The organism is Enterobacter kobei, assembly GCF_001729765.1.
Lineage (GTDB): Bacteria > Pseudomonadota > Gammaproteobacteria > Enterobacterales > Enterobacteriaceae > Enterobacter > Enterobacter kobei.
The window spans coordinates 4648740-4661506 of sequence record NZ_CP017181.1 but is presented as its reverse complement, the minus strand read 5'-3'; the positions used below and the strand labels follow the sequence as shown (position 1 = coordinate 4661506).

The 12767-nt window shown below is 56.3% G+C and carries 13 protein-coding genes; 10 read left to right on the top strand and 3 right to left on the bottom strand.

The annotated features are described in order from the left end of the window. Window positions 1-157: 157 nt before the first annotated feature. Window positions 158-2701, top strand: a complete 2544-nt coding sequence (cyaA, locus tag BFV64_RS22620; protein ID WP_023331572.1) for a class I adenylate cyclase — start codon at window positions 158-160, stop codon at window positions 2699-2701. Window positions 2702-2793: 92 nt separating this feature from the next. Here cyaA and cyaY read toward each other — a convergent pair whose 3' ends face one another. After that, on the bottom strand, window positions 2794-3114 hold the full coding sequence (gene cyaY, locus BFV64_RS22615; RefSeq protein ID WP_014885651.1) for an iron donor protein CyaY: 321 nt from the start codon (window positions 3112-3114) through the stop codon (window positions 2794-2796). Window positions 3115-3249: 135 nt separating this feature from the next. Between cyaY and lptM the strand changes: the two genes are divergently transcribed. The 8 genes from lptM (at window position 3250) to corA (ending at window position 10209) form a co-directional block, all read left to right on the top strand. Further along, window positions 3250-3453 carry an LPS translocon maturation chaperone LptM gene (lptM, locus tag BFV64_RS22610; protein ID WP_014885650.1) on the top strand — a complete coding sequence of 68 codons (204 nt, stop codon included), beginning with the start codon at window positions 3250-3252 and terminating at the stop codon, window positions 3451-3453. Window positions 3454-3488: 35 nt separating this feature from the next. Then, window positions 3489-4313 carry a diaminopimelate epimerase gene (gene dapF, locus BFV64_RS22605; protein WP_014885649.1) on the top strand — a complete coding sequence of 275 codons (825 nt, stop codon included), beginning with the start codon at window positions 3489-3491 and terminating at the stop codon, window positions 4311-4313. After that, entirely contained in the window at window positions 4310-5017 is a 708-nt protein-coding gene (locus BFV64_RS22600) for a DUF484 domain-containing protein (RefSeq protein WP_023331571.1), read from the top strand. The genes dapF and BFV64_RS22600 overlap by 4 nt, the downstream gene beginning before the upstream one ends. Further along, window positions 5014-5916 (top strand): tyrosine recombinase XerC, encoded by a 903-nt coding sequence (gene xerC / locus BFV64_RS22595; RefSeq protein ID WP_069602446.1) that lies wholly within the window; start codon window positions 5014-5016, stop codon window positions 5914-5916. The genes BFV64_RS22600 and xerC overlap by 4 nt, the downstream gene beginning before the upstream one ends. Further along, a complete protein-coding gene (yigB, locus tag BFV64_RS22590; RefSeq protein ID WP_045281891.1) occupies window positions 5916-6632 on the top strand; it encodes a 5-amino-6-(5-phospho-D-ribitylamino)uracil phosphatase YigB in 717 nt (238 codons plus the stop codon). The genes xerC and yigB overlap by 1 nt, the downstream gene beginning before the upstream one ends. A 107-nt stretch (window positions 6633-6739) precedes the next feature. Continuing rightward, window positions 6740-8902, top strand: a complete 2163-nt coding sequence (gene uvrD / locus BFV64_RS22585) for a DNA helicase II (RefSeq protein ID WP_045281890.1) — start codon at window positions 6740-6742, stop codon at window positions 8900-8902. A 149-nt stretch (window positions 8903-9051) separates the two neighbouring features. After that, window positions 9052-9108: a YsgD/CorL family protein gene (gene ysgD, locus BFV64_RS25995; protein ID WP_212743980.1), complete on the top strand. Its 57-nt coding sequence runs from the start codon at window positions 9052-9054 to the stop codon at window positions 9106-9108. 150 nt (window positions 9109-9258) lie between these two features. After that, the gene (gene corA / locus BFV64_RS22580; RefSeq protein WP_008501540.1) at window positions 9259-10209 is read left to right on the top strand and encodes a magnesium/cobalt transporter CorA; all 951 of its coding nucleotides are present in this window, start codon (window positions 9259-9261) and stop codon (window positions 10207-10209) included. An 84-nt stretch (window positions 10210-10293) separates the two neighbouring features. Here corA and rarD read toward each other — a convergent pair whose 3' ends face one another. Continuing rightward, on the bottom strand, window positions 10294-11190 hold the full coding sequence (rarD, locus tag BFV64_RS22575; RefSeq protein WP_014885644.1) for an EamA family transporter RarD: 897 nt from the start codon (window positions 11188-11190) through the stop codon (window positions 10294-10296). A 51-nt stretch (window positions 11191-11241) separates the two neighbouring features. Continuing rightward, window positions 11242-11709 carry an acyl-CoA thioesterase YigI gene (yigI, locus tag BFV64_RS22570; protein ID WP_023331568.1) on the bottom strand — a complete coding sequence of 156 codons (468 nt, stop codon included), beginning with the start codon at window positions 11707-11709 and terminating at the stop codon, window positions 11242-11244. Between the two features lie 160 nt (window positions 11710-11869). On the opposite strand from yigI, the gene pldA reads away from it, so the two are divergent. After that, window positions 11870-12739, top strand: a complete 870-nt coding sequence (gene pldA / locus BFV64_RS22565; protein WP_014885642.1) for a phospholipase A — start codon at window positions 11870-11872, stop codon at window positions 12737-12739. Window positions 12740-12767: the final 28 nt, after the last annotated feature.

The following is a 12767-nucleotide window of genomic DNA, read 5'->3' as shown; positions in this document are numbered from 1 at the left end:
TGTTAAATTGATCACGTTTTAGACCATTTTTTCGTCGGTACCACCATAATGATAAGGGCGAAAAAAGGGTAACGGTTATCTTTTTGAAATACTGCGGGCTCGCGGTTATTCGTGTTTTGAATGGCTTACGACACCCGGAAACATCAGGCGATACGTCTTGTACCTCTATATTGAGACTCTGAAACAGAGACTGGATGCCATAAATCAATTGCGCGTGGATCGCGCGCTTGCTGCCATGGGCCCTGCTTTCCAGCAGGTATACAGTCTGCTGCCGACATTATTGCACTATCACCATCCGCTGATGCCTGGGTACCTTGACGGTAACGTTCCCAGAGGCATATGTCTTTTCACGCCTGATGAAACCCAACAGCATTATCTGAACGAGCTGGAACTCTACCGCGGCATGCCGCCGCAGGAATCACCGACAGGTGAATTGCCGATTACCGGCGTTTACACGATGGGGAGTACCTCATCGGTAGGGCAAAGCTGTTCTTCAGACCTGGATATCTGGGTCTGCCATCAATCCTGGCTCGATAACGAAGAGCGGCAGCTGCTGCAGCGTAAATGCAGCCTGCTGGAGAGCTGGGCCGCGTCGCTTGGCGTGGAAGTGAGCTTCTTCCTGATTGATGAAAACCGTTTCCGCCATAACGAAAGCGGCAGTCTGGGTGGTGAAGACTGCGGCTCGACTCAGCACATCTTATTGCTGGATGAATTTTATCGTACTGCTGTGCGTCTGGCCGGGAAGCGTATTCTGTGGAATATGGTGCCGTGCGATGAAGAAGAGAATTATGACGACTACGTCATGTCGCTTTATTCGCAGGGCGTTCTGACGCCAAACGAGTGGCTGGATCTGGGCGGCCTTAGCTCCCTGTCCGCAGAAGAGTACTTCGGCGCTAGCCTCTGGCAGCTCTATAAGAGCATTGATTCACCGTACAAAGCGGTGTTGAAAACGCTGTTGCTTGAAGCCTACTCCTGGGAATACCCCACGCCGCGTCTGCTGGCGAAAGATATCAAGCAGCGCCTGCACGATGGTGAGATTGTCTCCTACGGGCTTGATGCCTACTGCATGATGCTGGAACGCGTTACCGAATACCTGAAAGCCATTGATGACTCCACGCGTCTTGACCTGGTGCGTCGATGTTTTTATCTCAAAGTTTGTGAAAAACTGAGCCGCGAGCGCGCCTGTGTGGGCTGGCGTCGTGAAGTGGTCAGCCAGTTAGTGAAAGAGTGGGGATGGGACGAAGCGCGTCTGTCCATGCTCGACAACCGTGCTAACTGGAAAATCGATCAGGTGCGTGAAGCGCATAACGAACTGCTCGATGCGATGATGCAAAGCTACCGTAACCTGATCCGCTTTGCGCGCCGCAACAACCTTAGCGTCTCCGCCAGCCCGCAGGACATTGGCGTACTGACCCGTAAGCTCTATGCCGCGTTTGAAGCGCTGCCGGGCAAAGTCACCCTGGTGAACCCGCAGATTTCGCCTGACCTGTCAGAACCGAACCTGACCTTTATCTATGTACCGCCGGGCCGCGCAAACCGCACTGGGTGGTATCTGTACAACCGTGCGCCTAGCATGGACTCGATCGTCAGCCATCAGCCGTTGGAATATAACCGCTACCTGAACAAACTGGTGGCCTGGGCGTGGTTTAACGGTCTGCTGACTTCACGTACCCGCCTGTTTATCAAGGGCAACGAGGTCGTCGATTTAGCCAAGCTGCAGGAGATGGTGGCGGATGTTTCGCACCACTTCCCACTGCGTCTGCCTGCGCCAACGCCGAAAGCGCTCTACAGCCCCTGTGAAATTCGCCATCTGGCGATTATCGTCAACCTGGAATACGACCCGACGGCAGCTTTCCGTAATCAGGTAGTCCATTTTGACTTCCGCAAACTGGACGTCTTCAGCTTTGGCGAACAGCAAAACTGTCTGGTGGGCAGCGTGGATCTGCTGTACCGCAACTCGTGGAATGAAGTGCGTACTCTGCATTTCAACGGCGAGCAGGCGATGATCGAAGCGCTGAAAACTATTCTGGGCAAAATGCACCAGGACGCCGCGCCGCCGGACAGCGTCGAAGTGTTCTGCTACAGCCAGCACCTGCGCGGCTTAATTCGTACCCGCGTGCAGCAACTGGTCTCCGAGTGCATCGAGCTGCGTCTCTCCAGTACCCGTCAGGAAACCGGGCGTTTTAAAGCGCTGCGCGTCTCCGGCCAGACCTGGGGGCTGTTCTTCGAACGTCTGAATGTATCGGTACAGAAGCTGGAAAACGCCATTGAGTTTTACGGGGCGATTTCACATAACAAGCTGCATGGACTGTCGGTCCAGGTGGAAACCAACCACGTCAAACTGCCACAGGTGGTGGACGGCTTTGCGAGTGAAGGGATTATTCAGTTCTTCTTCGAAGAGTCGGGCGACGATGCCGGGTTTAACATTTACATTCTGGATGAGACCAACCGCGCCGAGGTGTATCATCATTGTGAAGGTAGCAAAGAGGAGCTGGTGCGCGACGTCAGCCGTTTCTACTCTTCTTCACATGATCGCTTCACCTATGGCTCCAGCTTTATCAACTTCAACCTGCCGCAGTTCTATCAGATTGTGAACGTTGATGGGCGAGCGCAGGTGATCCCGTTCCGTACGCAGGCAATTACCCCTGCGGTGCCAGCAAACCAGGATACCGCACCGCTGTTGCAGCAGTATTTCTCCTGATTTCGTGATCCCGGTGGCGGCTACGCCTTACCGGGCCTACAACAGCCCGAACCCGTAGGCCGGGTAAGCGTAAGCGCCACCCGGCAACAAAACTACCTGAAACTGACGGTCTCACCCGCCTGCGCCGTCGCTGCCTGCTCCAGCAAATCCCAGAACGTTTCGCCGCTGCGGTCGCAAATCCATTCCCCGTCTTTCAGATCGAAATGATATCCGCCCTGTTTTGCGGCCAGCCAGACCTGGTGAAGCGGTTCCTGGCGGTTAATAATAATTTTGCTGCCGTTTTCGAAGCTCAGGGTCAGAATGCCGCCGTTGATTTCACAATCGATATCGCTGTCGCCGTCCCAGTCGTCGAGACGTTCTTCGATGGTCATCCACAGGGTGTCTGCAAGGCGATGGAATTCACTGTCGTTCATGGTTTTGTTCCTGTTTTTCGTGATGCCGGCAGTATAACGCTAAATAATTCACGTTGCAGGAAAGCGGCAAACTCTTGCTTTTGTGTCTTCTCCTGCGATGATAGAAACAGATTTGAACTTACGGGCAACTTTATAATGAAAAACGCTTTCCGAACGCTTGCCGTTCTCATCACCCTGTTTAGCCTGACGGGCTGCGGACTGAAGGGACCACTCTACTTCCCACCTGCGGATAAAACCGCGCCGCCGCCGACGAAACCCGTCCAAAGCGGCATTGAGTCTACCACGCCAAATACTAACGATCGTGGCGACAACGGTGGCCCTACTCAGGTTAATCTCTGACGACAACGTTCTGTACCCGCGCAATGGAGCAAATGATGCAGTTCTCTAAAATGCATGGCCTTGGCAACGATTTTATGGTCGTCGACGCGGTAACGCAGAATGTGTTTTTCTCCCCGGAACTGATCCGTCGCCTGGCGGATCGGCATCTGGGCGTGGGGTTTGATCAACTGCTGGTGGTTGAGCCGCCATACGATCCCGACCTCGATTTCCACTACCGTATTTTTAACGCGGACGGCAGCGAGGTTAACCAGTGCGGCAACGGTGCGCGCTGTTTTGCCCGCTTTGTCCGCCTGAAAGGGCTGACCAACAAGCGCGATATTCGCGTCAGTACGGCCAACGGCCGCATGGTGCTCAGCGTCACCGATGACGAACTGGTGCGCGTGAACATGGGCGAGCCTAACTTCGAACCCTCTGCCGTGCCGTTTCGCGCAAACAAAGCGGAAAAGACCTATATTATGCGTGCGGCCGAGCAGACAGTATTGTGCGGCGTCGTCTCGATGGGTAATCCGCACTGCGTGATTCAGGTAGATGATGTGGAAACCGCCGCGGTTGAAACGCTCGGTCCGGTGCTGGAAGGCCACGAGCGTTTTCCGGAGCGGGCGAACATCGGTTTCATGCAGGTGGTGAAGCGTGAGCACATCCGCCTGCGGGTTTACGAGCGCGGCGCGGGCGAAACCCAGGCCTGCGGTAGCGGTGCGTGTGCGGCCGTGGCGGTCGGCATCTCACAGGGGCTACTCGCCGAAGAGGTTCGCGTCGAGTTACCGGGCGGTCGGCTTGATATCGCCTGGAAAGGACCGGGTCATCCACTGTATATGACTGGCCCGGCGGCACATGTCTATGACGGGTTTATCCATCTATGAAACAACCAGGGGAAGAACTGCAGGAAACAGTGACGGAACTGGACGACAGAGCTGTTGTGGATTATCTGCTGCGCAATCCTGAGTTTTTTATTCGCAATGCACGCGTCGTCGAAGAGATGCGCGTGCCGCATCCGGTGCGCGGGACCGTGTCGCTGGTCGAATGGCACATGGCGCGCTCGCGCAACCACATCAATCAGCTAGAAGAGAACATGACGCTGCTGATGGAACAGGCCAGTACCAACGAAAGTCTGTTCTATCGTTTGCTGCATTTGCAGGCGCGTCTGGCCTCGGCGCACAGCCTTGATGAGTTCCTTAGCCGCTTCCACCGCTGGGCGCGTGAGCTTGGGCTGGCGGGTGCAACGATTCGTCTTTTCCCTGACCGCTGGCGCATTGGCGCACCGTCCGGGTTTACCCATCTGGCGCTCAGTCGTCAGGCGTTTGAACCGCTGCGCATTCAGCGTCTGGGCCATGCGCATCACTATCTGGGGCCGCTGAACGGGCCTGAACTGCTGGTGGTATTACCGGAAGCGAAGGCGATTGGCTCGGTGGCGATGTCGCTGATGGGACGCGATGGCGATCTGGGCGTCATGTTATTTACCAGCCGCGACGCGCACCACTACGAGCAAGGCCAGGCCACGCACCTGCTGCAGGAGATCGCCCTGATGCTGCCCGAACTGCTGGAGCGCTGGATTGAACGCGTATGACGGACGGACCGCTTTCCACTGACGTCGCGCGCTTTCTGCGCTATCTGGGGGTGGAACGTCAGCTCAGCCCCATTACGCTGCTTAACTACCAGCGTCAGCTTGATGCCATCATGCAGATTGCCGACGAGATCGGCCTGAAAAGCTGGCAACAATGTGACGCTGCCACGGTACGCGGGTTCGTTGTGCGTAGCCGAAAAAAAAACCTCAGCCCGGCGAGCCTGGCGCTCAGACTCTCCGCGCTACGCAGTTTCTTTGACTGGCTGGTCAGCCAGGGCGGCATAAAAGCCAACCCGGCAAAAGGGATCGCCACGCCGAAAGCCCCGCGCCATCTGCCGAAAAATATCGACGTCGACGACGTAAACCGTCTGCTGGATATCGATCTGAACGATCCGTTGGCGGTGCGTGACCGCGCGATGCTGGAAGTAATGTACGGCGCAGGCCTGCGTCTGTCTGAACTGGTGAACCTCGATTTAAAACACCTCGACCTGGACACCGGTGAAGTGTGGGTAATGGGCAAAGGCAGCAAAGAGCGCCGCCTGCCCATTGGCCGCAATGCCGTCGCCTGGATCGAACACTGGCTTAACCTGCGCGGGCTGTTTGGCGCGGAAGAAGATGCGCTGTTCCTGTCGAAACTCGGCAAGCGGATCTCGGCGCGTAACGTACAGAAGCGCTTTGCGGAGTGGGGTATTAAGCAGGGGCTGAACAGTCATGTTCACCCGCATAAGCTGCGCCACTCCTTTGCGACACACATGCTTGAGTCGAGCGGCGATCTGCGCGGCGTGCAGGAACTCCTCGGCCATGCGAATCTGTCGACCACTCAAATCTACACCCACTTAGACTTCCAACACCTTGCCTCGGTGTATGACGCGGCGCATCCACGCGCCAAACGGGGGAAATAATGCGTTTTTACCGCCCACTCGGCCAGATCTCAGCCCTGACGTTTGACCTTGATGACACCCTTTATGACAACCGCGAGGTGATTCTGCGTACCGAGCAGGCGTCGCTGGCGTTTGTGCAGAACTACCACCCGGCGCTGAAGACGATGCAGAACAAGGACTTTCAGACGCTGCGTCAGTCTCTGCGTGAGACCGAGCCGGACATTTACCATGACGTGACCGAATGGCGTCGCCGCGCGGTGGAGCAGGCGATGCTCAACGCAGGGCTCAACGCACGGGATGCGGCCATCGGTGCTGAGGCAGCGATGGAAAACTTTGCCAAATGGCGCAGTCGCATCGACGTGCCGCAGGAGACCCACGACACGCTGGCGAAGCTCGCCGAAAAGTGGCCGCTGGTGGCCATCACCAACGGCAATGCGCAGCCGGAGCTGTTTGGTCTCGATCATTACTTTGAGTTTGTGCTGCGCGCGGGCCCGCATGGGCGCGCCAAGCCGTTCAGCGATATGTACCATCTGGCGGCGGAAAAACTGAATCTGCCGCTGGGTAACATTCTGCATGTGGGTGATGACCTCACCACCGACGTGGCTGGCGCTATCCGCTGCGGCATGCAGGCCTGCTGGATCAAGCCAGAGAACGCCGACCTGATGACCACGCTGGATAGCCGTCTTCTGCCGCACGTGGAAATTTCACGGTTGGCATCCCTCACGACGCTGATATAATCACCAGTAATATTGTATAAATTACCAGGGTTTTGCAGTTGTAGGCCCGGTAAGCGAAGCGCCACCGGGCGTTTTGCTCTGTTCCTGAATACTATGTGACGGTGCCAATGGACGTTTCTTACCTGCTCGACAGCCTTAATGACAAACAGCGTGAAGCCGTAGCGGCCTCGCGCACCAACATGCTGGTGCTGGCTGGGGCGGGCAGTGGTAAGACGCGCGTGCTGGTTCACCGTATCGCGTGGCTGCAGAGCGTGGAAAACTGCTCGCCGTACTCAATCATGGCCGTCACGTTTACCAATAAGGCGGCGGCGGAGATGCGCCACCGTATCGCCCAGTTAATGGGTACCAGCCAGGGCGGCATGTGGGTCGGCACCTTCCACGGCCTGGCGCACCGCCTGCTGCGCGCGCACCATATGGACGCCAACCTGCCGCAGGATTTTCAGATCCTCGACAGCGAAGACCAGCTCCGTCTGCTGAAGCGTCTGATCAAGGCGATGAACCTTGACGAGAAACAGTGGCCGCCGCGTCAGGCGATGTGGTACATCAACGGTCAGAAAGATGAAGGGTTGCGCCCGCACCATATTCAGAGCTTCGGCAACCCGGTGGAGCAGACCTGGCAAAACGTCTACAAAGCCTACCAGGAAGCGTGCGATCGCGCCGGTCTGGTGGATTTCGCCGAGCTGCTGCTGCGCGCCCACGAACTGTGGCTCAACAAACCACATATCCTTCAGCACTACCGTGAACGCTTTACCAATATCCTGGTGGACGAATTCCAGGATACCAACAACATCCAGTACGCATGGATCCGCCTGCTGGCGGGCGATACCGGTAAGGTGATGATCGTGGGGGATGATGACCAGTCGATCTACGGCTGGCGCGGGGCGCAGGTGGGAAACATCCAGCGCTTCCTCAACGATTTCCCCGGCGCACAAACCATCCGTCTGGAGCAGAACTATCGCTCCACCAGCAACATTCTGAGCGCAGCCAACGCCCTGATTGAAAACAACAACGGGCGTCTGGGTAAAAAGCTGTGGACCGACGGCGTCGACGGCGAGCCGATTTCAATTTACTGCGCCTTCAACGAGCTCGACGAAGCCCGCTTCGTGGTGAACCGTATTAAAACCTGGCAGGATAACGGCGGCGCGTTAGAGCAGTGCGCCATTCTCTACCGGAGTAACGCCCAGTCACGCGTGCTGGAAGAGGCGCTGCTGCAGGTAGGTATGCCGTACCGCATTTATGGCGGTATGCGCTTCTTCGAACGTCAGGAAATCAAAGATGCGCTCTCGTATCTGCGTCTGATTGCGAACCGTAATGATGACGCGGCGTTTGAGCGCGTGGTCAACACCCCAACCCGTGGCATTGGCGACCGCACGCTGGACGTGGTGCGTCAGGCCTCGCGCGACCGCCAGCTGACGCTGTGGCAGGCGTGCCGCGAGCTGCTGCAGGAGAAAGCCCTTGCCGGTCGTGCGGCCAGCGCATTGCAGCGCTTCCTTGAGCTGATTGACGCCCTGGCGCAGGAAACCGCCGATATGCCGCTGCACGTGCAGACTGACCGGGTAATCAAAGACTCCGGCCTGCGCACCATGTACGAGCAGGAAAAAGGCGAGAAGGGTCAGACCCGTATTGAGAACTTAGAGGAACTGGTCACGGCAACGCGCCAGTTCAGCTACAACGAAGAAGACGAAGACCTGATGCCGCTGCAGGCGTTCCTTTCCCACGCCGCGCTGGAGGCGGGTGAAGGGCAGGCGGACACCTGGCAGGATGCGGTGCAACTGATGACACTGCACTCCGCCAAAGGTCTGGAGTTCCCGCAGGTCTTTATCGTCGGGATGGAAGAGGGGATGTTCCCGAGCCAGATGTCGCTCGATGAAGGCGGACGGCTGGAAGAGGAGCGTCGACTGGCCTATGTGGGCGTGACGCGCGCGATGCAAAAGCTGACGCTAACCTATGCGGAAACCCGCCGCCTGTACGGGAAAGAGGTCTACCACCGTCCGTCTCGCTTTATTGGCGAACTGCCGGAGGAGTGCGTGGAGGAAGTGCGCCTGCGTGCCAGCATCAGCCGCCCTGTCAGCCATCCGCGTATGGGATCACCGATCTCTGAAACGGACACCGGCTACAAGCTGGGTCAGCGCGTGCGCCATTCGAAGTTTGGCGAAGGCACCATTGTAAATCTGGAAGGCAGCGGCGAGCACAGCCGCCTGCAGGTGGCGTTCCAGGGGCAGGGGATCAAATGGCTGGTGGCCGCTTACGCTAAGCTAGAAACAGTGTAACTTTCAGAAAAATATCATTATTTTGTAATAATCTGCTAGCCTTATACGTTGAAGGTCAATTAATGCCCTTCAGCGTTCCGTTGCGTGTTGACGCCACAGTTACTGCTGGCGTAACATGCGCGCACGATTACGCTAAGAGGACATTCGCCTTGGACACACCCAGTAGATACTGGCTCAATTCCCTGTCATCCAGGAACAACTCCTAAGGCTATCTCCCCTTGCTGATGGCCTTAGTGGTTGTCAGCGACTGCATTATTCCCGTCGCGCTGAGTCAGGCTGTTTAATGGTCTGAAACCCAATTTGTTTCTGTGTGCCCACCGAACTGTCCGATATTTTTTGCATTGGGAGTCCCGGTCATGTTGAGCGCATTTCAACTCGAAAATAACCGACTGACTCGGCTTGAAGCCGAAGAGTCACAGCCCCTCATTGATGCCGTATGGGTGGATCTGGTCGAGCCGGACGACGATGAGCGCCTTCGCGTACAATCTGAGCTGGGGCAAAGCCTGGCAACCCGTCCTGAACTGGAAGACATCGAAGCTTCTGCGCGTTTTTTTGAAGATGAAGATGGCCTGCACATTCACTCCTTCTTCTTCTTTGAAGATGCGGAAGACCATGCGGGCAACTCCACCGTGGCCTTTACCATTCGCGACGGTCGCCTGTTTACCCTGCGCGAGCGTGAACTGCCCGCGTTTCGTCTCTACCGCATGCGCGCCCGCAGCCAGGCAATGGTGGACGGCAACGCTTACGAACTGCTGCTCGACCTGTTTGAGACCAAAATCGAACAGCTGGCGGATGAGATTGAAAACATCTACAGCGACCTGGAAAAGCTGAGCCGCGTGATCATGGAAGGCCATCAGGGCGATGAATACGACGAAGCGCTCTCCACGCTGGCCGAGCTGGAAGATATCGGCTGGAAGGTGCGTTTGTGTCTGATGGATACCCAGCGCGCGCTGAACTTCCTCGTGCGCAAGGCGCGTCTGCCGGGTGGTCAGCTGGAGCAGGCGCGTGAGATCCTGCGCGATATCGAATCCCTGCTGCCGCACAACGAATCCCTGTTCCAGAAGGTGAACTTCCTGATGCAGGCGGCGATGGGCTTTATCAACATCGAGCAGAACCGCATCATCAAGATCTTCTCGGTGGTATCCGTGGTGTTCCTGCCGCCGACGCTGGTGGCCTCCAGCTATGGGATGAACTTCGAGTTTATGCCGGAGCTGAAGTGGAGCTTTGGTTACCCGGGGGCGATTATCTTTATGATCCTCGCCGGGCTGGCGCCGTATCTGTACTTTAAGCGTCGTAACTGGCTTTGAGAATCCGCCCGGTGGCGCTGCGCTTACCGGGCCTACTGAACATGTAGGCCGGATAAGGCGCAGCCGCCATCCGGCAAAAAGGCACTACAGCCCTTTGCGCACTCTGCGCTGGGTGTAAATCGCATCGGCGACAAAAATCGCCAGCGCTACCCAGATAAAGGCGAACGTCACCATCTTATCTGCGCCCGGCACTTCGCCGTAAAACACCACCGCCAGCAGAAACATCAGCGTCGGGCCGATGTACTGGAAGAAGCCCAGCGTGGAGAGACGCAGACGCGTTGCCGCACCGGTGAAGCACAGCAGAGGAATAGTGGTCACCACGCCTGCCGCCATCAGCATCAGATTCAGCGACCACGGGTTGCTGCCCATATGACTGGTGGCGCTGTCGGCGATACCGAAGAGGTAGATCGCCGCCACCGGCAGCAGCCACAGGGTTTCAAACAGCATCCCCGTTTGTGCTTCCACCGCAATCTTCTTACGTACCAGACCGTAGAACGCAAAGCTGAACGCCAGGCCGAGGGCAATAATCGGCAGCGAGCCGAACGTCCAGAGCTGTACCAGCACGCCGCAGAAGGCCAGAAACACCGCCAGCCACTGCATACGGCGGAAACGTTCGCCGAGGAAAAGCATCCCCAGTACGATGTTCACCAGCGGGTTAATAAAGTAGCCAAGACTGGCTTCGAGCATGTGGTGGTTGTTCACCGCCCAGATAAACAGCAGCCAGTTTCCGCCAATGAGCACCGCCGAGAGTGCCAGCAGGAAAACTTTCTTAGGCGTTTTGAGCAGCGTCTTGACGCCGGACCACTGACGGCTGAGGCTCATTAGCGCGATCATAAAGAAAAAGGACCAGATGACGCGGTGAGTGAGGATCTCGTCGGCCGGTACATAAGCGATAAACTTGAAGTACGCCGGTGCAATACCCCAAATAAAATAAGCGGCAAGGGCGAGTAAAACGCCCTGCCGCGTCTGTTTAGCATCCATCGGGAAAATCCGTTACAAAAAAGTGAATTAATTTTACCCGATTTTGCCGCTTCAACCCACCATATAAGTGGCGGTTGCGCTGGCGATATAAACCTGTTCTTCGTTGTGTAATTCTACGCGCGCCACCGCAACTTTATTCCCCGCACGCAGCAGGCTGCTGGTGCAGGTAAAGCGATTGCCGCGTCCGGGGCGAAGATAATCGACGCGTAAATCAATGGTGCCCATGCGTGCCAGACGCTGACGGAGTTCGTCTTCATTGATGGTGTCATGACGCGTCAGCGTACTGCCCACGCAGACCAGACCAGCCGCCACGTCCAGCGCGGAAGCAATCACCCCGCCGTGCAAAATACTTTGCGCCCAGTTGCCCACCATCATCGGCTGGTTGTTGAAGCTCAACTGGGCAAACTCTTTCTCGTAACGCTCCAGCTCCAGACCCAGCGCACGGTTAAATGGCATATGGTAAACAAAAATCTCGCCCACGAGCTTTAACACTTCTTCAGAGGTAAGCATGGCTGACATGAGGTTTCATATCCCTATTGTTAATGAAATGTTGATTTTATGCCTCAACAATACGGATTTCCACTTTCAGAAACGAGGAGGCGGAAGTTGGCGCAGAAGTCTGTAGAATGCCCGGATAAAATTATTCATTACACGTCACTATTTCAGGAGAACACCACCGATGCGGACGTATCTGGGTTGGTTACTGGCGGCGGTTGCGCTGCCCCTCACAGCATATGCGCAGGAAGCGACAGTTAAAGAAGTGCACGATGCGCCATCCGTACACGGTAGCATCATTGCTAACATGCTTCAGGAGCATGACAATCCGTTCACGCTTTACCCGTATGACACCAACTACGTGATTTACACCCAGACCAGCGATCTGAACAAAGAAGCGATAAGCTCCTATAACTGGTCTGATAATGCGCGTAAAGATGAGGTGAAGTTCCAGTTGAGCCTCGCCTTCCCGTTCTGGCGCGGTATTCTGGGGCCGAACTCGGTACTCGGTGCCTCTTACACGCAGAAATCCTGGTGGCAGCTTTCCAACAGCGGCGAATCTTCGCCGTTCCGTGAAACCAACTATGAGCCGCAGCTGTTCCTTGGCTTTGCAACGGATTATGAATTTGCCGGATGGACGTTGCGTGACGTCGAAGTCGGCTTTAATCACGATTCTAACGGCCGTTCAGACCCCACGTCTCGTAGCTGGAACCGTGCCTATACGCGCCTGATGGCGCAGAACGGCAACTGGATGGTGGAAGTGAAGCCGTGGTATGTGGTGGGGAGCACCGACGATAACCCGGATATCACCAAATATATGGGGTACTACCAGCTCAAGGTCGGCTACCAGTTAGGCGATGCCGTGCTGAGCGCGAAAGGCCAGTACAACTGGAATACCGGCTACGGTGGTGCGGAAGTGGGCCTGAGCTATCCGGTAACTAAGCACGTGCGCCTCTATACGCAGGTGTACAGCGGTTACGGCGAGTCGCTGATCGACTATAACTTCAACCAGACCCGCGTGGGTGTGGGCGTAATGCTGAACGATATTCTCTAAGCTGCTCGAATGTTTTTGCGTTAAACGT

Excerpts from the sequence above, each read along its gene's own strand:
- cyaY (WP_014885651.1), bottom strand. The coding sequence starts at position 3,114 with ATGAACGACAGTGAATTCCATCGCCTTGCAGACACCCTGTGGATGACC.
- lptM (WP_014885650.1), top strand. The coding sequence starts at position 3,250 with ATGAAAAACGCTTTCCGAACGCTTGCCGTTCTCATCACCCTGTTTAGC.
- dapF (WP_014885649.1), top strand. The coding sequence starts at position 3,489 with ATGCAGTTCTCTAAAATGCATGGCCTTGGCAACGATTTTATGGTCGTC.
- BFV64_RS22600 (WP_023331571.1), top strand. The coding sequence starts at position 4,310 with ATGAAACAACCAGGGGAAGAACTGCAGGAAACAGTGACGGAACTGGAC.
- xerC (WP_069602446.1), top strand. The coding sequence starts at position 5,014 with ATGACGGACGGACCGCTTTCCACTGACGTCGCGCGCTTTCTGCGCTAT.
- yigB (WP_045281891.1), top strand. The coding sequence starts at position 5,916 with ATGCGTTTTTACCGCCCACTCGGCCAGATCTCAGCCCTGACGTTTGAC.
- uvrD (WP_045281890.1), top strand. The coding sequence starts at position 6,740 with ATGGACGTTTCTTACCTGCTCGACAGCCTTAATGACAAACAGCGTGAA.
- corA (WP_008501540.1), top strand. The coding sequence starts at position 9,259 with ATGTTGAGCGCATTTCAACTCGAAAATAACCGACTGACTCGGCTTGAA.
- rarD (WP_014885644.1), bottom strand. The coding sequence starts at position 11,190 with ATGGATGCTAAACAGACGCGGCAGGGCGTTTTACTCGCCCTTGCCGCT.
- yigI (WP_023331568.1), bottom strand. The coding sequence starts at position 11,709 with ATGTCAGCCATGCTTACCTCTGAAGAAGTGTTAAAGCTCGTGGGCGAG.
- pldA (WP_014885642.1), top strand. The coding sequence starts at position 11,870 with ATGCGGACGTATCTGGGTTGGTTACTGGCGGCGGTTGCGCTGCCCCTC.